General features: G+C 46.3%; 15 protein-coding genes. 7 read left to right on the plus strand and 8 right to left on the minus strand.

What is annotated here, in order from left to right; all coding sequences use genetic code 11:
• Window positions 1-12: 12 nt before the first annotated feature.
• The 3 genes from R7Q41_RS20510 to tldD are packed head-to-tail and all read left to right on the plus strand — an operon-like array spanning window position 13 to window position 6,206.
• Window positions 13-3,894 carry a YhdP family protein gene (locus R7Q41_RS20510; RefSeq protein ID WP_318144646.1) on the plus strand — a complete coding sequence of 1,294 codons (3,882 nt, stop codon included), beginning with the start codon at window positions 13-15 and terminating at the stop codon, window positions 3,892-3,894.
• A gap of 33 nt (window positions 3,895-3,927) precedes the next feature.
• Window positions 3,928-4,749: a carbon-nitrogen hydrolase family protein gene (locus tag R7Q41_RS20515; RefSeq protein ID WP_238764880.1), complete on the plus strand. Its 822-nt coding sequence runs from the start codon at window positions 3,928-3,930 to the stop codon at window positions 4,747-4,749.
• Between the two features lie 11 nt (window positions 4,750-4,760).
• Window positions 4,761-6,206, plus strand: coding sequence for a metalloprotease TldD (gene tldD / locus R7Q41_RS20520; RefSeq protein WP_005381134.1), 1,446 nt, complete (start codon window positions 4,761-4,763; stop codon window positions 6,204-6,206).
• Window positions 6,207-6,272: 66 nt separating this feature from the next.
• Here the strand turns inward: tldD and R7Q41_RS20525 are convergent, their stop codons facing one another.
• Window positions 6,273-7,649: a PhoH family protein gene (locus R7Q41_RS20525; RefSeq protein WP_005381133.1), complete on the minus strand. Its 1,377-nt coding sequence runs from the start codon at window positions 7,647-7,649 to the stop codon at window positions 6,273-6,275.
• Window positions 7,650-8,210: 561 nt separating this feature from the next.
• Here R7Q41_RS20525 and rapA point away from each other — a divergent pair.
• Window positions 8,211-11,120 (plus strand): RNA polymerase-associated protein RapA, encoded by a 2,910-nt coding sequence (gene rapA, locus R7Q41_RS20530; protein WP_005388434.1) that lies wholly within the window; start codon window positions 8,211-8,213, stop codon window positions 11,118-11,120.
• Between the two features lie 108 nt (window positions 11,121-11,228).
• Here rapA and R7Q41_RS20535 read toward each other — a convergent pair whose 3' ends face one another.
• Complete coding sequence (locus R7Q41_RS20535; protein ID WP_031780527.1) at window positions 11,229-12,494, minus strand: NRAMP family divalent metal transporter; 1,266 nt, start codon at window positions 12,492-12,494, stop codon at window positions 11,229-11,231.
• A gap of 342 nt (window positions 12,495-12,836) precedes the next feature.
• On the opposite strand from R7Q41_RS20535, the gene rluA reads away from it, so the two are divergent.
• Complete coding sequence (gene rluA, locus R7Q41_RS20540) at window positions 12,837-13,589, plus strand: bifunctional tRNA pseudouridine(32) synthase/23S rRNA pseudouridine(746) synthase RluA (RefSeq protein ID WP_042523486.1); 753 nt, start codon at window positions 12,837-12,839, stop codon at window positions 13,587-13,589.
• Window positions 13,590-13,692: 103 nt separating this feature from the next.
• The gene (locus R7Q41_RS20545; RefSeq protein ID WP_064354322.1) at window positions 13,693-14,655 is read left to right on the plus strand and encodes a D-2-hydroxyacid dehydrogenase; all 963 of its coding nucleotides are present in this window, start codon (window positions 13,693-13,695) and stop codon (window positions 14,653-14,655) included.
• An 89-nt stretch (window positions 14,656-14,744) separates the two neighbouring features.
• Here the strand turns inward: R7Q41_RS20545 and yjgA are convergent, their stop codons facing one another.
• On the minus strand, window positions 14,745-15,272 hold the full coding sequence (gene yjgA / locus R7Q41_RS20550; protein ID WP_033907410.1) for a ribosome biogenesis factor YjgA: 528 nt from the start codon (window positions 15,270-15,272) through the stop codon (window positions 14,745-14,747).
• 110 nt (window positions 15,273-15,382) lie between these two features.
• Here yjgA and pmbA point away from each other — a divergent pair, with 110 nt between their 5' ends.
• Window positions 15,383-16,726: a metalloprotease PmbA gene (pmbA, locus tag R7Q41_RS20555; protein WP_042523482.1), complete on the plus strand. Its 1,344-nt coding sequence runs from the start codon at window positions 15,383-15,385 to the stop codon at window positions 16,724-16,726.
• A 64-nt stretch (window positions 16,727-16,790) separates the two neighbouring features.
• Here the strand turns inward: pmbA and mgtE are convergent, their stop codons facing one another.
• The 5 genes from mgtE to hpf form a co-directional block, all read right to left on the minus strand.
• Window positions 16,791-18,149: a magnesium transporter gene (mgtE, locus tag R7Q41_RS20560; protein ID WP_005381121.1), complete on the minus strand. Its 1,359-nt coding sequence runs from the start codon at window positions 18,147-18,149 to the stop codon at window positions 16,791-16,793.
• Window positions 18,150-18,297: 148 nt separating this feature from the next.
• The gene (locus tag R7Q41_RS20565) at window positions 18,298-18,573 is read right to left on the minus strand and encodes an HPr family phosphocarrier protein (protein ID WP_005381120.1); all 276 of its coding nucleotides are present in this window, start codon (window positions 18,571-18,573) and stop codon (window positions 18,298-18,300) included.
• 2 nt (window positions 18,574-18,575) lie between these two features.
• Window positions 18,576-19,439, minus strand: coding sequence for an RNase adapter RapZ (rapZ, locus tag R7Q41_RS20570; RefSeq protein WP_054577138.1), 864 nt, complete (start codon window positions 19,437-19,439; stop codon window positions 18,576-18,578).
• A gap of 14 nt (window positions 19,440-19,453) precedes the next feature.
• Window positions 19,454-19,900: a PTS IIA-like nitrogen regulatory protein PtsN gene (gene ptsN / locus R7Q41_RS20575; RefSeq protein WP_005381116.1), complete on the minus strand. Its 447-nt coding sequence runs from the start codon at window positions 19,898-19,900 to the stop codon at window positions 19,454-19,456.
• Between the two features lie 2 nt (window positions 19,901-19,902).
• Complete coding sequence (hpf, locus tag R7Q41_RS20580; RefSeq protein ID WP_005381114.1) at window positions 19,903-20,190, minus strand: ribosome hibernation promoting factor; 288 nt, start codon at window positions 20,188-20,190, stop codon at window positions 19,903-19,905.
• Window positions 20,191-20,204 lie beyond the last annotated feature (14 nt).

Here is a 20,204-nt window from a genome sequence, read left to right on the forward strand (position 1 = left end):
TTTGGAACATTTGTGAATTCTGGTGTTAACCGTTTTGGGCGTTTTTGTGCGTGGAGTTTAGTTACTGTATTGGTGTTATTAGCCATATTAGTAACCACGCTTCGCGTCACACTGCCGCAACTTAACCATTTCCAAGATGAGATCAAAACCTGGGTCAAACAAGGCACAGGTTTTGACGTTTCTATTGCTAATGTCGCAGGGACGTGGCGCAATAATCATCCCTCAATTGCGTTACTGGGTTTAGAGGCAAATCTACCAAACGTGCAAGATGCACGCTTCGCTGTTGAAGAAGTCCAAATTGAGTTCGACCTTATTCAATCTCTTTTTCAACTTAAACCTGTAGTTGCAGACCTTACCATTCATAACCTCGCTTTAGACATTCACACGGTAGACATTCTGCCGACTTCTCATCGTCAAGATCCGAAGCCTGAAGTGGATAAGAGCGAAGTGAAACTCATTGACCAACTCGACTCACTTCTTTTACGTCAGTTCGAAGACTTCACTATTAGCGATTCACGGATTTGGTATAAGTCGGTGTCTGGTGAAACTCGCCGTTTAGATATTGAGCAGCTTCGTTGGAGCAATCAAGGGAAACGTCACGTAGCCGAAGGCACGGTTAGCATTGCCGATGTTCGCCTGAACTCATTGTTAGTAAGCGCTAACTTTAAAGATCATGGCTCGTTGCGCGATGTATCTGGTGAGTTTTACGTGAGTGCTCAAGATGTCTCGGTCACACCTTGGCTGACCACTTACATGCAAGAAGAGTCAGGAGCAGAGTCGGGTAAAGTCAGCTTAAATACTTGGCTAACGCTCAAACATAGCCAACCGCATGATGCTTATGTTGAATTGCTGCCTTCCGAGTTGGTGTGGAATGAAGATGGACATCATGAGCTGTTTATTGAGTCTGGAATTTTCAATCTTCGACCAGATAAACAAGGCTGGAAAGTAAATGGCCACTCACTTCAGATCAGAACCGATAATACCCCTTGGCCAGAGCTAGACGTCGCGTTTGATTGGCAACCAAACGGCTGGATGCTTAATCTCTCTCAACTCGACATTGAAGCACTCATTCCGCTCATTAAGCTGGCTCCAGAGTCAGAGTCGACCAGTGACCTTATTAACAAACTAGCACCGAAAGGTCGGGTCGAAGATGTCCGATTGTCAATGAACGGTGGTTTAGACACCTTACGCTACTCGGCTGAACTGGATGAACTCGCGATGACACAATGGGAGCTCCTACCCGGGTTTCATCACGTACAGGGCAGCGTATCGGGGGATGTGAATCAAGCTAAAGCAAAAGTCACCGTCATTGATGATGTCTTTCCGTACGGCGATGTATTCCAAGCTCCGCTGAATATCAAACAAGGTGAAGTCGATATTATCTGGCAGCAAGATGATGCGGGTTGGCGTTTGTGGGCGGATAAAGTGACGGCAGCAACGCCTGATCTTCAAGTCTTGGGGGCATTCCGTCTTGATTTTCCAAAAGAACAAAGCCCATTTTTATCGTTCTATGCCGAAGCGGATCTCTACAACGCGGGTGAGACATGGCGCTATCTACCGACTCTGGCACTTGGACAAGACTTGACCGACTATCTTTCGACCGCGATTCAGGGCGGTAAAGTGAACACAGCGAAATTGTTGTGGTATGGCGAGTTAGGTGATTTTCCTTACAAAGAACATAATGGCATGTTCCAAGCTTGGGTTGGATTAAAAGACGCGAAATTTAGCTTTGATACGGCATGGCCAACCATCACGGATTTGCAGCTAGACTTGCTGTTTGAAAATGATGCCATGTATTTGGATTCAAAATCAGCCACACTAAATGGCGTTCATGCCAAGCGTATCACTGGGCGAATCCCTGAGTTGGCAGAAGGTGGACACATCGAGATTGAAGCGAAAGCAAGCGCGCCGGGTAATGAAGTCCGTGACTACATGATGGCGACGCCATTAGTGGATTCAGTCGGTGCCGCATTGACAGCGCTGCAAGTGAGTGGTCCCGTTTACTCTGAGTTTCAACTCAATATACCGTTTGATTTTGAGAAAGAGTCTCGCGCTTGGGGTTATGCCTATTTAACAGAAAATCGTGTTGATATTGAAGCGCCGCCAATGACGCTTGAAAACGCCACAGGGCGTATCACCTTCGATAATGATGTGGTTACCACATCGGGTTTGTCGGCCGAATTATTACAACAGCCTATCTCTCTTGATTTCCATGGAGAGAGTGCGGAGCAAGGCTACAACGTGACAATTAATACACTAGGAGATTGGGATGTCGAGCCGCTCAAACCCTATGTCGGTGAGCGTTGGTTAAACCTTGTTTCTGGCCATGCGCCGTGGCAAATGGATATTGACTTGCAACTCAATGATGTTGGTTTCACTTATCAGCTTGAAGTGCTGGCGCAGCTAAATCGTCTGGCTAGTCAATATCCTTATCCTTTAGCGAAAAAAATTGGTGAGTCTGGGCAAGCGAAACTGCAAGCATCCGGCAACCAAGAGAGTATTTCAGCAAGACTACAGATCCCAAATGTGAAGTATCAAACTGAGATAGATATCGCTGGCGATGTCCCGGTTCTGACTGCGACTCATTTAATGGTTGGCAAAGGTGGCTTCCGGATTAGTCCTATTGTCGGGCACGATGCTTCGGTGCGTGTCGAAGAACTGAATTTAGACCAATGGGCGGAGCTTGCGCAGGTCTCTGAGAGCAAGCCTTCATCGTCTGTTTTGGCAAGCATGAAAACGCCGACCATTCCATTGCCGACACGCATTGAAGTTGAAACGCCAAACTTACAGCTCGGTGGGATTGAGTTTCATGATGTGGATTTTTCAGCAAGCAAGAAAAATTTGAGTTGGCAACTCGATGTGGACAGTCAAGAGGTTAAAGGGAAAGCTAACTATCTGAAACCCTATGATCTATCGGTCTCTTTAGAGCACTTGCATCTGTACATCCCAGGGTTTGAAGAGATGACCAAAGAGCGCAGCTCAATCTTTGCGAGTGAAGATCAAAACGCACCTTTGATTACCAATTTTGACCGCAAGTTTCACGCAGAGATGCCAAACTTAACTTTGAACATCGATGATTTTTGGCTGCAAGGTTACAAAGTGGGCAAAGTTAATGTTGATTTGCAGCGTCGCGAGAACCGCTTGGAGTGGAAAAATATCACCTTTAGTAGCGGCAAAAACCGCATTGATATGAGTGGTTGGTGGGACCTGACGAAAGAGAGTAGTCATTCCAACTTAACCATGAAAATGAAAGGTGATAACAACACCGATCTTATGGAGCGCTTTGGTATTACATCAGGCATTCAACAAGCACCATTTGAGATCAATGCCAATATGGAATGGGACGGCGCACCTTGGTCAATGAAGACACAAACCTTGCAAGGAAACGTCTCAACGGAATTTGGTAAAGGCGTGATCAGTGAAGTTAGTGGTGCGGCACGCTTGTTAGGCTTGTTTAGCTTGGATTCTATCATCCGTAAGATGCAGCTCGACTTTACCGACGTATTCGATAAAGGCATGGCATTCAACTCGATCACGGGAACGGGCAAAATCCAAGACGGTGTGTTTATCACCAATGATATCGTAATGGATGCGTTAGCAGGGGAAATGCAAATCCGCGGCATCGCTAATATGAACAGCAGAATGGTTGATGCGGAAGTGAAATTCACACCAGATATCACATCAGGCCTACCAATGCTGACCGCGTTTGCCGTTGCGCCTCAAACTGCTTTGTATGTCTTGGCCATCTCTACGGTGATATCTCCGGTGGTTGAGGTCTTCACTCAAGTCAATTATGAAGTGAAAGGCCCACTAGATTCACCAACGGTGAAAGAAATTTCGCGAAGTAAAGGTGAATACAAGCTGCCAGAAAAACTGCGTGAACAGGCCAAATAACTCACCGAATATAATGGAATAGGGAGGAAACACATGGAGCGTGTTGGCATTATTCAAATGACTTCGGGTCCGGATATTAACGCGAATTTGGACTTCATTGAAAAACAGTGTGCTTTAGCGAGCAAGCAAGGTGCCAAACTTGTTCTTACTCCTGAAAATACAGTGCTATTTTCCAGTCGCGAAGCTTATCATCAACATGCAGAGCCACTTGGCAGTGGCATGATTCAACAGCGGCTCTGTGAAATCGCTAGAAAGAACCAGTTAACGCTAATTGTCGGAAGCATGCCCATTCAAACCGCAAAAGGTGTCACCACCACAACACTTGTATTTCCGCCGCACGGTAAATGCATTGCTCACTATGACAAACTGCATATGTTTGATGTCGACGTAGCCGATGGTTATGGTAGTTATCGTGAGTCGGATACGTTTATGGCGGGTAATCAAATAGTCGTTGCGGAAACTGATATCGGCAGTGTTGGATTGAGTATTTGTTATGATTTACGTTTCCCAGAACTTTATAAAGTATTGCGTCAAGAAGGGGCGGATATCATTGTGGTGCCCGCTGCGTTTACTGCTGTGACGGGGCAAGCTCACTGGGAAGTATTATTGCGAGCTAGAGCGATTGAGACACAATGTTGGGTTTTGGCAAGCGGACAAACTGGAACGCATCCATGTGGACGAAAAACATGGGGACACTCAATGGTCGTTGACCCTTGGGGACGTATCCATAAACAGCTTCAGGATGAAGTAGGTTTATTGGTGACTGAGATAGATTTGTCACAAAGCCAACAAGTAAGGCAGAATATGCCGCTGACTCAACACAGTCGCTTTCAAAATGAATTGAGACGGAAATAAAAGAGCTAACTATGAGCACAAACCAAATAGAACAGGCACTCCTTGCCCCAAATGGTCTGACAGAACAAGACATTGCTGACACGCTTGCCAGCATTGCGACGCGCCAGATCGATTATGCGGACATTTACTTTCAGTCCAGCTGGCATGAGTCTCTGGTTCTAGAAGACAGCATCATCAAAGATGGCTCTTTTAACATTGATTGTGGTGTTGGTGTCCGTGCAGTAACTGGCGAGAAAACCGGCTTTGCCTACTCTGATCAAATCCAGCCTGAAGGCCTGAAGCAGAGTGCAATGGCGGCGCGCGGTATTGCTCAGCAAGGGCAGAATGGTAAAGTCCAAGCGTTTAAACGCACCGAAAACCAAGCGTACTACGCCGCTGTGAATCCACTAGCTGAATGGGAAAAGCAGCAAAAAACAGAATTGCTCAAATCTCTAGATGCTTACATCCGCACTAAAGAACCATTGATTAAAGAGGTCTCGATCAGCATCAGCGGTGTGCATGAGCAGATGCTTGTTGCGGCAACAGACGGTACTTATGCAGGCGATATTCGTCCTTTGGTGCGTTTGTCTATTAGCGTGCTCGCACAAAAAGGTGAACGACGTGAACGCGGTAGTGCTGGTGGCGGCGGCCGTTTCGGTTACGATTTCTTTTTAACGGAAAGCAATGGTGTGAAACAAGCTTTTCATTACGCAGACGAAGCGATTCGCATGGCGTTAATCAACCTTGAAGCAGAAGCAGCACCAGCTGGCATGATGCCAGTGGTATTGGGTTCTGGCTGGCCTGGCGTGTTGCTACACGAAGCGGTAGGTCATGGCCTAGAAGGTGATTTTAACCGGAAGGAATCTTCGGTTTTCTCTGGCAAAATGGGTCAACAAGTGACGTCTTCGCTGTGTACCATCGTCGATGACGGCACGTTAAAAGACCTTCGTGGTTCACTGAATGTGGATGATGAAGGGGTAAACGGTCAGTACAACACGCTTATCGAGAATGGTGTGCTGAAAGGCTATATGCAAGACAAGCTAAACGCGCGGTTAATGGGTGTGAACCCAACAGGTAACGGTCGTCGTGAGTCTTATGCACATTTACCAATGCCGCGTATGACCAACACCTACATGCTTCCAGGTGAACATACGCCAGAAGAAATTATCTCGACGGTCGAGAAAGGTTTGTATGCGCCAAACTTTGGTGGCGGCCAGGTGGACATTACTTCGGGTAAGTTTGTGTTCTCTGCATCCGAAGCATACTTGATTGAAAACGGTAAAATTACGCGCCCTGTTAAAGGTGCGACGTTGATTGGCTCAGGTATCGAAGCAATGCAGCAAGTGTCTATGGTCGGTAACGACTTAAGTATCGACAAGGGCGTTGGCGTATGTGGTAAAGCAGGTCAAAGTGTGCCGGTTGGTGTTGGTCAGCCGACCTTGAAGCTGGACTCACTGACAGTGGGTGGCACTGAGTAACTCAGTCGAATCGTTATAAAAAGAGCGCTCATTAGAGCGCTCTTTTGCTTTGTGAGTCGGTGTCAATTACAGGTTTTCTTCAGCAAATTCCGCCAAGCGGCTACGAACCACACCGTTGAGGTGAATATTTGCGCTGCCTTCAAAGTTCTTGAAGCGCTCAACCATGTACGTCAATCCTGATGTCACTGGGGTGAGGTAATGAGAGTCAATCTGCGCCAAGTTACCGGAGCAGACGATTTTGGTTCCTTCGCCACAGCGGGTAATGATGGTTTTGATTTGTGATGCAGTGAGGTTTTGACACTCATCAAGCAGTACAAACGCATTTTGAATCGAACGGCCACGCATAAAGTTGATCGATTTAAATTGAATGTTGGCTTTATCGCAGATGTACTTCAATGAGCCTTCAGTGCAGTGATCGTGTTTATGTAGTGCTTCCAAGGTATCGGTCACCGCCGCTAACCACGGCATCATTTTCTCCTCTTCGGAGCCGGGTAAGAAGCCGATGGATTCACCGATATCTGGCGTGTTACGTGTTACGATAATTTTATCGAACATGCTTTTTTCAATGGTTTGCTCCAATGCTGCTGCCATTGCCAGTAATGTCTTACCACTACCCGCTGCACCCGTTAGAATCACCAAGTCAATTTCTGGATCGAGTAAGGCATCTAACGCCATTCCCTGGTAGATATTTTTAGGTGTGATGTCCCAAGCCTTACGATGCATTAGACGTTCGCGGCTCAGGTCGAGAAGCGTTAGCTTGTCTTCATTGATGGTTTCTACGCGACCAGCAAAGTCACTGTCTTCATCAATAACGTATTGGTTGATAAAGGTTGGGTCGAAGGGTTCGCGACTGAGTTTGTGGTAAGTTTTTCCGCCCAGTGCATAGCTTTCTACTTCCTCAATACCGCTCCAGAAATCACCTTCACGCAATTGAAAGCCTTTGGTTAGGTATTGAATGTCGTCAATCAGTTGGTCGGTTCTATAGTCCTCAACAAAGCGTACACCAGCCCCTTTGGCTCGCAGACGCATGTTGATGTCTTTCGTGATCAGTACCACTTCACGTGGTGCACGTTTATTTTGCAGATAAAGCACCGCGTTGAGAATACGGTTGTCACCGGCCTTGTCGGCGAAGGCTTTGACGGTTTCCTGCAGTTCAAAATCCGCCAAAATGGAAATAGTACCTTGGTCGGGGTTGTCTTTAGAAACAGGAATACCTTCAGAGATTTCATCTGGCGTTGCTTCTTTAAACAAATCTTCCAAGGTGCGAATAGCTACGCGCGCATCTCTTGCAACGTCGCGCTTGCTGTCTTTGATTCGGTCGAGTTCTTCCAACACGGTCATGGGGATAACGACATCGTGTTCTTGGAAAGAGAAGATGGCAAAGGGTTCATGAAGAAGAATGTTGGTATCGAGTACAAACAGTTTCCGATCGGTATCGCCCATAGCGTCTCCTTGCCGTAGTACGGCTCTGCATGCGAGTTGTTAGGTCGTTTCCAAATAGGTGTGAAGTGACCTAACTCTGATTGCTTGCAATAGAGGTTGTCGGGCTGATGTCGGCTAGTGTGCAACCGAGTAGCAAGACAACTTACTGCAAACCCGTGTTGATCCTAATCGTGTACTAACGCGCTTAAATCATATGCAATGGTTTTAAACGCCCCTCATTAGAAGTATACGTAATATTTACGTTCTACAACTTAATAATTGGCATGAGTATTTTACAATTTGATTGCATTTAGAGTTTGGGAAAAAAAGTTTCTGCTTGGTGCGGTTTCGGCGTGACCTAAATCACAGCTTCAAGTAAGATTAGCGACCTTTTTCTGCGTATAGGCTACGTCCGATTTATCATGTTGAGCTGGCTTAAAAAATACTCAGTTCATACTGAAATGACGAATGCTATCGGCATAGCAGAAGCCAGAATCAGATCTAAACTATTATCCATGCCCACGGGCATGAGTAGACCAACAAGAAATACGAATCAAGAACTAATAACGAGGTAGTCAATTCATGACATTTGCTTTGGGGCAGCGCTGGATTAGCGATACGGAAAGCGATTTAGGTTTAGGTACCGTTGTAGCAATGGATGCTCGTACTGTGACATTGATGTTTGCAGCGTCAGAGGAAAACCGAGTTTACGCACGTAACGATGCACCTGTTACCCGAGTCACCTTTAATGTTGGGGATGTCATCGATTGCCAAGAAGGTTGGTCTCTAAAAGTAGAAGAAGTACTGGAAGATGAAGGTCTTTACACCTATTTCGGTACTCGTGAAGACACGCAAGAAACCGCTGTTGTTCTGCGTGAGATTTTCCTTAGCAACCAAATTCGTTTTAACAAACCTCAAGATAAGTTGTACGCCGGTCAAATCGACCGTATGGACAACTTTGTTCTGCGTTACCGTGCGCTAACCAACCAGTTTGAGCAGCATAAGAGCCCAATGCGTGGCCTATGTGGTATGCGTGCAGGTTTGATCCCTCATCAGCTTTACATCGCGCACGAAGTTGGCCGTCGTCACGCGCCACGCGTCTTGTTGGCGGATGAGGTAGGTTTGGGTAAAACCATCGAAGCGGGCATGATCATCCACCAACAAGTTCTGTCTGGTCGTGCCGAACGCATTTTGATTGTGGTGCCTGAAACACTGCAGCATCAATGGCTGGTTGAGATGATGCGTCGTTTCAATCTGCATTTCTCTATCTTTGACGAAGAGCGCTGTATCGAAGCGTTTGCGGATGCAGAAAACCCATTTGATACTCAGCAATATGTGCTGTGTTCTTTGGATTTCCTACGCAAGAGCCGCAAGCGTTTTGAACAAGCACTGGAAGGTGAATGGGACCTACTGGTTGTCGATGAAGCGCACCACCTAGAGTGGAGCCAAGACAAACCAAGTCGCGAATACCAAGTGGTAGAAGGTTTGGCTGAACGTACTCCAGGTGTGTTGCTACTGACTGCAACGCCAGAGCAGCTTGGTCGTGAGAGTCACTTTGCTCGTCTGCGTTTGTTGGATCCAGACCGCTTCTATGATTACGAAGCATTCGTTGAGGAAGAAGAGCAATACGCGCCCGTAGCAGATGCGATTACTTCACTCTTTTCCGGTGAAAAGCTACCTAATGAAGCAAAAAACCAGATCACTGAGTTGTTGTCTGAACAAGACGTAGAACCACTTTTCCGTATTATTGAAAGTGAAGCGGACGAAGAAGCTAAAGCGTCGGCACGCCAAGAGCTGATCGATAACTTGATGGATCGTCATGGTACAGGGCGTGTTTTGTTCCGTAACACGCGCGCGGCCATCAAAGGCTTCCCTACGCGTAACGTGCATCTGATGCCAATGGATATTCCACCGCAATACACTACATCAATGCGTGTTGCTGGAATGATTGGCGGTAAGATGAGTTCTGAAGCACGTGCGATGAAGAACCTTTACCCGGAAGAAATTTTCCAAGAATTTGAAGGCGATGACGCGAGCTGGTGGCAGTTTGACTCGCGTGTGAATTGGTTGCTTGAAAAAGTAAAAGAGAAGCGCAGCGAGAAAATCCTCGTGATTGCTTCTCGTGCGAGTACCGCACTGCAATTGGAGCAAGCACTGCGTGAGCGTGAAGGTATCCGCGCCACCGTTTTCCACGAAGGTATGTCGATTCTTGAACGTGATAAAGCGGCGGCTTACTTTGCGCAAGAAGAAGGTGGAGCACAAGTTCTTATCTGTAGCGAAATCGGCTCTGAAGGTCGTAACTTCCAGTTTGCCAACCAACTTGTCATGTTCGACTTGCCATTCAACCCAGACTTGCTTGAGCAACGTATTGGTCGTTTGGACCGTATCGGTCAAAATCGCGATATCGACATTCATGTTCCTTACCTGAAAGGCACATCGCAAGCGATCCTAGCACGTTGGTTCGATGAAGGCCTGAACGCTTTTGCGGAAACCTGCCCAACAGGCCGTGCTGTTTACGATAAGTACTCCGATGATCTGATTGAAATTCTTGCCTCTGGTGATACCAGCACGCTAGATGAGATCATTGAAGCGTCAGCAAAAATGAATAAAGAGCTGAAATCCCAATTGGAGCAAGGCCGTGATCGCCTATTAGAAATGCATTCAAATGGAGGGGAAAAAGCACAACAAATCGTTGAGAAAATTGAATCAACCGACGGCGATACCAATCTGGTCACCTTCGCACTTTCTCTTTTTGACACGATTGGCTTGAATCAAGACGATAAAGGTGAAAACGCCCTGATTGTGACCCCATCTGAGCACATGATGGTGCCAAGCTACCCAGGTCTGCCATACGAAGGAGCGACGATCACGTTTGATCGTGATACAGCGTTATCTCGTGAAGATATGCACTTTATCAGTTGGGAACACCCAATGATCCAGGGTGGTATCGATCTTCTTATGAGTGAAGGGGTGGGGACGTCTGCGGTATCTCTATTGAAAAACAAAGCGTTACCAGTTGGGACTATTCTTCTTGAGTTGATTTACGCGGTAGATGCGCAAGCGCCAAAACGCAGTGGTATCGCGCGCTTCTTACCGAAAACGCCAATCCGTTTAATGATGGACTCGCGTGGTAATGATTTGTCTGCTCAAGTGGAGTTTGAAAGCTTTAACCGCCAGCTCAGCCCTGTAAACCGTCACTTAGGTAGCAAGTTGGTTACGTCGGTACAGAAAGATGTACACCGCTTAATTGAAGCCGGTGATGTTCTTATTGAAGAGAAGGTTGAAGAAGTACGCAAACAAGCTCATCAAGATATGCAGCACAGTTTGAATGCAGAGCTTGAGCGTTTGCAAGCACTGAAAGCGGTGAACCCAAATATTCGTGACGAAGAAATTGAAGCTATCGACGCACAAATTAAAGAGCTTACTGGTTATATCAACCAAGCTCAGGTTCAGCTCGACTCGCTGCGTTTGATTGTGGTGAGCCACAACTAAGTAAGTGTTTATTGCTCATTTAAAAAGGTCTTCAGTTGAAGACCTTTTTCTTTATTTACGGTTTAGTTTCTTTATGCGGAATGCATTAATCACTGATAGCTATCTCATTTACATCAACCACTTCCACCAGATAAACACAGCCAAGAAGCCAAACAAGTAAATCAGGCCTGCAATCGACAACCACTTCAGTTTAGGTCCAACAGCCAAAGGCTCAGGTAACTCGGTTTTGCTCACTAATGTGTAATTTAGCAGAGCAAAGAATGGCGTGGTCATAAAGGCGAGGATCATCGCAAAGTTCAGCATAGGCAATAACGCAGAAGCCCAGAAAACCACAATACCTAATGCAAGTAAGGCTACCACCAGCATGATCGCTGATGTGGCTTTAGGGTTAGTGTCTGGTTGTGAGCGCAGTAGACGTTGAGAGTCAGAAATAACGCGCGAATAGCCATCAATAACGGTAATCGTGCTGCCAAAGATACAGAAAAACGCAATTACCGCGATCAAGTAACGAGACCATTCGCCAATCGTTGCCGCATATAAGCCAACCAATTGGTGGGAGAAGCCAACGCCAGAGCTTTCAAGCGCAACGCCAGAACCATAAAGCATCAAAGAGCCTAGCGATACAAAGATAATGGCAAGAAACGCCGTGCCAATATAACCGACATTAAAGTCAAATAGAGCAGAGCGGTATGTTACTTCTTGCTGGCTTGATTGGCGTTTTAGCCATGCTGAGGTTAAACAGGAGATCTCTATCGGTGCAGGCATCCACCCCATTGTCACGACGATAAAACCAATAGCCGCAATAGACCAAGGTGACGGCGGCTCGAAGTTGGCTACTTGTTCAACAGGGTTACCAAAGGCGATAGAAACAGCGAGTAAAGTCGCGATGGTTAACACCGACATGATCACTTTAGATAGCGTATCGAGCGCTTTGTAATGGCCAGCAAATAATATGATCAGGCAGGTGACAATCACAATGATGCTGAGTGATGCCATTGATAGTGAAAACGGAATGAAGTAGCCCAGCAAGCTAGCGCTAAACATCAACAAAGCGGCGGTATTGATGACGGCCGATACCACGCTAAGAAATAGAAATAGCCATAGATAAGGCCGACCTAATTTCGCGTAGCCCTCAACCAAGGTGAGCCCTGTCCCCATGGTGTACTGTACGCCCGCTCGGAAAAAAGGGTATTTAAACAGGTTTACGAGCAGAATCAGTGCAGCCAATTGCCAACCATAAATCGCACCAGCCTTGGTTGATGCCACGAGGTGAGAGCCACCGACCGCAGCAGATGCCATTAATATGCCGGGGCCTAGCGAACGAAAAAATAAGGAAAGTTTGGATTGGGGTTTATCTATAACGGCGGAGTCCATTGCTTATTGTCCTTTTTATCTTATGTATCTTTCTAAAGAGATACATACCGCAGTACATGACAGGCTGAGCGCTCGCCCTATACTGCGCAACGGTAATGTCTTTTAAATGCTGTGTTTTGGTGTGTTTATTTTAAGTATTCTTTGCGAATATCATGCTGTGTGCATCTAGCACTCTATTCAGTTATGCGTCTTGTTGTCAAACTAAATTTACAACGTGCTATTTTTAGTTTTTATGCTAAAGGATTGACTTTGTTTTATTGGGTTGAACTTTTCTTCCGAACCCTGCATCTGGGTGCTATTTGGGTATATAATCGCGGCGTTTTTATTTTGTAGAGATCTCCCATGGCAATGCTTGAATATACCCCTCCCACCGACCCTTGGGTCGATATCGTTTTTGAGGATGACGACATTCTGGCAGTGAATAAGCCATCTGGGTTACTGTCTGTACCTGGTCGCCTTGCAGAGCATTACGACAGCATGTGGAGCCGCCTCAAAGAGTTGCATCCAGAAATTCAAGTTGTGCATCGCTTGGATATGTCGACATCAGGGTTGATGTTGCTGGCGAAAAACAAACCCGCGGAGCGAGCATTAAAAAAGCAGTTCCAATATCGCCTCACTCACAAGGTGTATTACGCACGTGTTTGGGGGCATGTTGAGCCGCAAGAAGGGAATATTGATCTTCCATTAATTTGTGATTGGCCAAATCGTCCACGACAAAAAGTATGTTTTGACGACGGCAAACCATCTCAAACTTTATTCCAAGTAGTGAAGCGTGAAGTGCACCCTGATGGCACCCATACGACCGTTGTGCGGTTACTCCCCATTACTGGTCGATCGCATCAGTTACGCGTGCATTTGATGGCGATTGGTCATGCGATTGTGGGTGATGAGTTTTATGCAAGCGAAGAGGCGTATCAGTTTTCAGAACGTTTAGAGTTGCACGCTGCGGAGCTAAGTTTTTATCATCCAGCTACGGATCAGCTGAGCAGTATTTTTGTACCCTGTGACTTTTATTCTGAAGCCGAGGCGATGATCTTTAACTATTTTTCGCCAGAGCGTACATTGCCTGATTATAAAACGTTGCCACACCCTTAATGCCAATTGCACTCAACAGCGGTTCTTTCTAGTTCGCTATTTTTGGCTATTTCGTTACTGTGGTTGATGTATCCTGTCTTTCAGCCGTGAACAAGGAGTTGTTATGTCTTTGCCAAGCATCGTATTTTTAGATCGAGCGACCATCCCAGAACATATTGAGATCCCACGACCTGGCTTTCCGCACCACTGGCGTGAGTACGACCTAACTGCGCCTGGGCAGGTAATAGAAAGGTTAGCAGATGCCGATATCGTGATTAGCAATAAAGTCCTGCTTGACCAACATGTATTAGAGCAACTACCAAAATTACGGATGATCGCGGTTGCCGCAACTGGTTTTAACAACGTCGATGTGAACTACTGTGCTAATCATGATATTGCGGTTGCTAATGTACGTGGTTACGCGACGCGTTCGGTGCCCGAGCACGTGATGGCAATGTTATTCGCTTTAAGACGGAATTTATTTGGGTACCACCAAGATATTGCCGCAGGTGAGTGGCAGCGTAACCAGCAGTTTTGTTTTTTTACTCACCCAATCGGGGATATTGGTGGTAGCACGTTAGGTGTTGTTGGTAGTGGGGCACTAGGGCAAGCGACGGCGAATCTGGCTCAAGCGTTAGGAATGACCGTGTTGTTTTCTGAGCGTAAAGGGGCGGCAGAATGTAGACAAGGTTATGTGTCGTTTGAGGAAGTATTAAAACGCTCCGATGCGCTGACTTTGCATTGCCCGCTCAACGATCATACTCAGAATTTAATTGGTCAAGCAGAGTTGAAACAAATGAAGTCCAACGCCATTTTGATTAATACAGGGCGTGGAGGTTTGGTGGATGAGAGCGCACTGGTGGATGCCTTAAAACAGCAAGAAATTGCAGCGGCTGGTTTTGATGTTTTTACACAAGAACCGGCTGATGAGAGCAATCCGCTGATTGCCAATATGAGTTTACCTAATTTGTTATTGACACCGCATGTTGCATGGGGCAGCGACTCATCTATCCAACGTTTAGCGGAAATCCTGATTGAGAACATTAACGCTTTCGAGCGCGGAGACCGCGTTAATCGCTTAGTGTAATGCTGACTGTAAAACCAAAGATAAAAAAAGCAGACATTGACGTCTGCTTTTTGCGTTTAAATCGAATGCTCATTGCGTGAGCCCTCGAATTAAAACTCTTCTTCGTTTAGACCTTTAAGGAGCTGAAAGATTTCGCGGTACGCTTTTGCTGGTTTCCCAGATTTTTTCTCTTTCGCTGCTTGGCGAGCAAGTTGGCGTAGACGCTGACGATCCGCTTCTGGGTACATTTCCATTACGTCATCAATGGCTTTGTCACCTTCTTCCACTACGCGATCACGCAACGCTTCAAGTTTGTGGAATACCGCCGTTAATTGAGAGTGCTTATTACGAATTTTATCCAGTGCGGCTTGGATTGGCTCTGGATCTTCGTAACGCATCAATTTACCAATACGTTGTAATTGGCGACGACGCGCTTCATTTTTAAAACGTTGCGCGTCAGCAATTGCTTCTCGCAAATCTTCACTCAATGGAAACTTTTCTAGAACTGAAGGTTTGAGGCCGACAAGCTCCTCACCTAGCTTTTGCAGTTCTTCCATGTCTCGCTTCATCTCGGATTTACTTACCCAGATGATCTCTTCTTCTGGTTCCCATGGCGCTTTTTGATTCTTACGTGCCATTTCAGTTGCCTGTGTTTTGATTAATATTATGACTATTTTAACAAGAATCATGGGGAGAAAGCGAAATTCTTGTTATCCTATTGTTCATCAAAGACAAGATGTGAAAGACAATGGATATTAAACAGCAGGTTGCTGAGCAACGTACCGAGCTAGAGCAAGCCGTCGCAAGAGCCTTAAAGCTTGCATCGGCAAAATCTGACGCCGCCGAAGTCGCAATTACTAAAAGCACTGGTTTAAGTGTTTCAACTCGTATGGGTGAAGTAGAAAATGTCGAGTTCAACAGCGATGGTGCGCTGGGCATTACCGTTTACCGAGGTCAACGCAAAGGCAGTGCTTCCACGTCTGATTTAAGTGAAGCTGCAATCGAGCAAACCGTTATAGCGGCGCTAGATATTGCACATTACACATCTGAAGACCCATTTGCAGGCCCTGCAGCAAAAGAATACATGGTGCAAGAGATCCCTGAGCTTGATCTTTTCCACCCTGACGCACCCGATCCAGACTATGCTGCCGATGTGGCGATTGCCGCTGAGAAAGAAGCGCTAAGTTATGACAGAGCAATCAAGCAAAGTGATGGCGCGAGTTATGATAGTCATTACGGCGTGAAAGTGTATGGCAATAGCCATGGCTTATTAGCTAGTTATGCGTCTAGCCGCCATAGTACTAGCTGTTGTGTAATTGGCGTTGGTCAAAACGGCGAGATGGAACGTGATTACAGCTACACCGTGGCACGTCATCGTGATGACTTATGGACCCCAGAAACGGTGGGTCGTAAGGCGGCAGAGAATACGGTTAACCGCTTAGATGCGCAGCGTCTAAAAACAGGTCAATACCCAATCATGTTTGCGGCTGATGTTGCGACAGGCTTGATTGGCCATCTCGTTATGGCGATCAGCGGTGGTAACCTGTACCGAAAATCTTCTTTCTTACTTGACCATCTAGGCAAACAAGTGCTTCCTGAATGGTTCAATATCTCAGAACGTCCGCATGTATTGCGTGGTTTGGCATCAAGTCCATTCGATAGTGAAGGTGTGTACACTCAAGACCGTGAGATCATTACCGACGGTGTGCTAGCAACTTATCTGTTAACCAGTTATGCCGCACGTAAAATGAAGATGACGCCGACAGGTCACGCTGGTGGGATTCATAACTGGTACGTGAAGTCGACAGGCCAAAACTTCGAACAAATGCTTAAAGAGCTCGGTACTGGTCTTCTAGTGACAGAAGTCATGGGACAAGGTGTGAACGTGGTAACGGGTGATTACTCTCGCGGTGCCGCAGGCTTCTGGGTTGAGAATGGCGAAATCCAATACCCAGTATCAGAAATTACCATCGCAGGTAATCTAAAAGACATGTTCACCAAGATTGTGGCGGTTGGTAGTGATATTGAAACGCGCTCACAAATCCAAACGGGCTCTATCCTACTGGATACCATGAAAGTGGCGGGTGAATAAGCTTTTCTAGCAATTCAGAATCAAAAAAGCCTGATGTGTTCATCAGGCTTTTTCGTTTTTTCTGTTAGGTAATCAGTATTGTGGCAAGCCCTAAGAAGACAGATAAACCAATCACATCCGTCACCGTTGTTAATGCCATACCACCAGCTAAAGCAGGATCGATGTTCATTTTTTTCAATAGGATTGGAATCGTTACTCCGGCAATACCTGCGACCAATAAGTTGGTCAGCATGGCGGCGGAAATGATTCCTCCGAGCATCCAGTTACCTTTCCAAGCAACAACAATACCACCAATAATCAGCGCCCACATGATACCGTTGAGTAAGCCGATCGAGGCTTCTTTCATTAACAGTTCACGTTTGTTTGAGTCACCGATATGACCAAGAGCAAGACCACGAATCACTAGTGCGACGGTTTGGTTACCAGCGACACCACCCATGGACGGAACAATCGTCATCAATACCGCAATGGCCGCCATTTGATCTAATGTGGCCTCAAACATATTAGAAACGGAAGCAGCAGCAAGGGCGGCTAATACGTTAGCGCCAAGCCAGATACTGCGTTTGCGAGCTGATTTTACAACAGGCGCGAAAGTATCTTCGTCATCGTCCATACCCGCCATACTCATCATCGAGTGTTCCGCGTCTTCACGAATAACGTCAACCACGTCATCGATGGTGATACGACCGACCAAATGCAAGTTTTCATCAACAACAGGTGCAGATACCCAATTACGGCGTTCGAACAGACTCGCAACATCTGAGTCGCTAGTATCGACGGTGATGGCCTCGTCCGCGTCTTCCATTACATCAATGATTTTTACGTCTGGCTGAGTGGTAATAAGCGTCGTGATCGGCAGTTCACCGATGAGCTTACTCTCTTCATCGATCACATACAGGGCATCCGTAGCTTCTGGAAGCTCGCCTTTCATACGTAGATAACGCAAAACTACGTCCACATCTACGTCACCACGAATTGTGATGACGTCGGTGTTCATCAGTCCACCCGCGGTGTCTTCTGGGTAGGATAGGGCGGTTTCGACCCGTAGACGGTCAGAGGAGTCCATTTGCGACAGGACTTCGCGTGACAGGTTGTCAGGCAAGCTACGCAGTACGTAAGCCACGTCATCGGTATCCATGCCTTCTGTCGCTTCTGCAAGCGCTTCTGGTGCCATTTTGGATACGAGGCTGTCTTTGACGTCTTCGTTCAGCTCGTCAAGGATTTCACCATAATCTTCAGGGTCGGTGAGTTGCCAAAGAACTTCACGGCTCTTACGTGGGGAGGCTTCTAAAAGGTGAGCGATATCCTCAGGTTCCATGTCCTGTAATTGACGACGAACATGGACGAAGCGGCCATTTTCTAGCGCTTCTGTGACTTCTTGGAGGGCTTGGTGAGCTTGGTCGAATTCAATTTGCTCTGCCATTCATTCCTCCCAATTCCTGATATTTACAATGCGTTGAATAATAACTTAATTCTAGGCGCCTTTTAATAACAACTTATGATACTAAGCAAATTTATTTATTAGGTCAGGGAAGAGAAAGATAATGGGAGGTAAGAAAAAAGCGAGTAAACTACTCGCCTTCATCAAATTTATCTTCGATCAAGTGGCAAACGGCATCCAGTGCTTCTTCCGCTTGCCCACCCGTTGCGTGGATCGTAACGTATTGCCCTTGAGCGGACTCTAGCATTAACAGGCCCATTACGCTGTCTGCTGTGGCGGTTTTGTCTTCTTCATTGTCGATGGTGATGACCGCTTCAAAGCTCTGTGCCAGTTCGACCAGTTTGACTGCTGCACGAGCATGTAAGCCAAGGCGGTTTTGAATCAATACTTTACGACTTAACTCCACGGCTACTCCTTAGCGTTTTTCTCTAGTGAGGTATGGCGAATTTGTACTTGGTGTCCTTTGTTGGAGAAGTATTCACCGATTTGCTGAGTTAAGTACACCGAGCGGTGCTTACCACCAGTACAACCGATTGCAACGGTCAGGTAGCTGCGGTTGTTTTTCTCAAGCAGAGGTAACCAATTCTCTATAAAGCTTTCAATTTGATATTTCAAACTTAACACCGATTGGTGTTGCTCTAAAAATGCGGCGATAGGAGCATCCAGACCTGTAAGCGGGCGTAGTGCTGGTTCCCAATGTGGGTTAGGTAAGAAGCGAACGTCGAATACGTAATCGGCATCGGAAGGCAGGCCGTATTTAAAACCAAAAGACTCAAATACCATAACGAGCCCTTTGCGATCTCTGCCTTCAACGCGCATACGCACGGTTTCACTCAATTCATGCAAAGACTGCCCACTACTATTTAGGACCAGATCTGCATGCGCTTTGAGTGGCGTCAAAATTTGCTTCTCACGCTCGATGGCTTGATCGAGCGAGAGGGAGGTGCCACCTAAAGATAACGGGTGAATTCGGCGTGTTTCGCTGTAGCGTTTGAGTAGCGTTTCTTTATTAGCGTCCAAGAAAAGCACGGTCACATCAAGCTCAGTTTTTAACTGTTCTAGTGTACTCGTCAGTTCTTTTAGCTTTTTAGGAATATTACGAATATCAATGCTGACTGCAACATTCTGTTTGCTGTCAGCAACAGAATGAACAAATGCGTCCAGCAAGTTAACTGGCAGGTTATCAACACAGTAGTAACCTAAGTCTTCCAGTACACGAAGCGCAATACTTTTACCGGCACCTGAGTGCCCGCTAACAACGATTAGTCGCATGGAGTTAGTCCTGCTTATTGGTGAATCATGATGTCGTAAAGTTCTTCATCACTCTGAGCATTACGCAGTAGTTTTAATACTTGCTTATCGCTCAGACGTTCTGCCATAGAGGATAGAGTCTTGAGGTGCTCTTTGCACTGTTCTTCTGGTACAAGGAGCGCAAAAAGAAGATCGACAGGTCGATTGTCAATCGCATCAAATTCGATTGCTTCATCACATTGCAGTAAGACAGCAATGGCCTTGTCGCTTGATTGCATTCTCGCGTGAGGGATCGCAATACCGTTTCCGATACCGGTACTGCCCATTTTTTCTCTATTGAGCATGCATTCGAACAGCTCGGTAGAATCTTGGCCCGTTTGATCAGCCACGATACGGCTGATCATTTCAAGGGCGCGTTTTTTACTCGTGCAGTGGACCGCACTTTTGGTGCAGTCCAATGACAGTATTTCGCTCAGTTGCATGATTAATGACTGTTTAGTTTTTCTTTGTGCTTATTAAGTTGGCGAACCAATTTATCTACCAGCGAATCGATCGCGGCATACATATTTTCGTCATCGGCTGATGCGTGGATTTCGCCTTGATTTATGTGAAGCGTAGCTTCCGCGATTTGAGTAATTTTTTCAACTTTTAGTACAACATGCACTTGATTGATATGGTCGAAGAACCTTTCGAGCTTCTGAAACTTAGAATTTACATAGTCTTGCATTGAATCGGTAAGATCAACGTGATGGCCTTGAATATTGATTTGCATAGACTTTCCTTTTC

Source organism: Vibrio sp. 2096 (assembly GCF_033339595.1).
Classification (GTDB): Bacteria; Pseudomonadota; Gammaproteobacteria; order Enterobacterales; family Vibrionaceae; genus Vibrio; species Vibrio alginolyticus.

Coding starts and splice junctions, on each gene's coding strand:
- tldD (WP_005381134.1), top strand. CDS start 4,761: ATGAGCACAAACCAAATAGAACAGGCACTCCTTGCCCCAAATGGTCTG.
- mgtE (WP_005381121.1), bottom strand. CDS start 18,149: ATGGCAGAGCAAATTGAATTCGACCAAGCTCACCAAGCCCTCCAAGAA.
- rluA (WP_042523486.1), top strand. CDS start 12,837: ATGGCAATGCTTGAATATACCCCTCCCACCGACCCTTGGGTCGATATC.
- pmbA (WP_042523482.1), top strand. CDS start 15,383: ATGGATATTAAACAGCAGGTTGCTGAGCAACGTACCGAGCTAGAGCAA.
- rapZ (WP_054577138.1), bottom strand. CDS start 19,439: ATGCGACTAATCGTTGTTAGCGGGCACTCAGGTGCCGGTAAAAGTATT.
- R7Q41_RS20535 (WP_031780527.1), bottom strand. CDS start 12,494: ATGGACTCCGCCGTTATAGATAAACCCCAATCCAAACTTTCCTTATTT.
- yjgA (WP_033907410.1), bottom strand. CDS start 15,272: ATGGCACGTAAGAATCAAAAAGCGCCATGGGAACCAGAAGAAGAGATC.
- ptsN (WP_005381116.1), bottom strand. CDS start 19,900: ATGCAACTGAGCGAAATACTGTCATTGGACTGCACCAAAAGTGCGGTC.
- R7Q41_RS20545 (WP_064354322.1), top strand. CDS start 13,693: ATGTCTTTGCCAAGCATCGTATTTTTAGATCGAGCGACCATCCCAGAA.
- rapA (WP_005388434.1), top strand. CDS start 8,211: ATGACATTTGCTTTGGGGCAGCGCTGGATTAGCGATACGGAAAGCGAT.
- R7Q41_RS20515 (WP_238764880.1), top strand. CDS start 3,928: ATGGAGCGTGTTGGCATTATTCAAATGACTTCGGGTCCGGATATTAAC.
- R7Q41_RS20525 (WP_005381133.1), bottom strand. CDS start 7,649: ATGGGCGATACCGATCGGAAACTGTTTGTACTCGATACCAACATTCTT.
- hpf (WP_005381114.1), bottom strand. CDS start 20,190: ATGCAAATCAATATTCAAGGCCATCACGTTGATCTTACCGATTCAATG.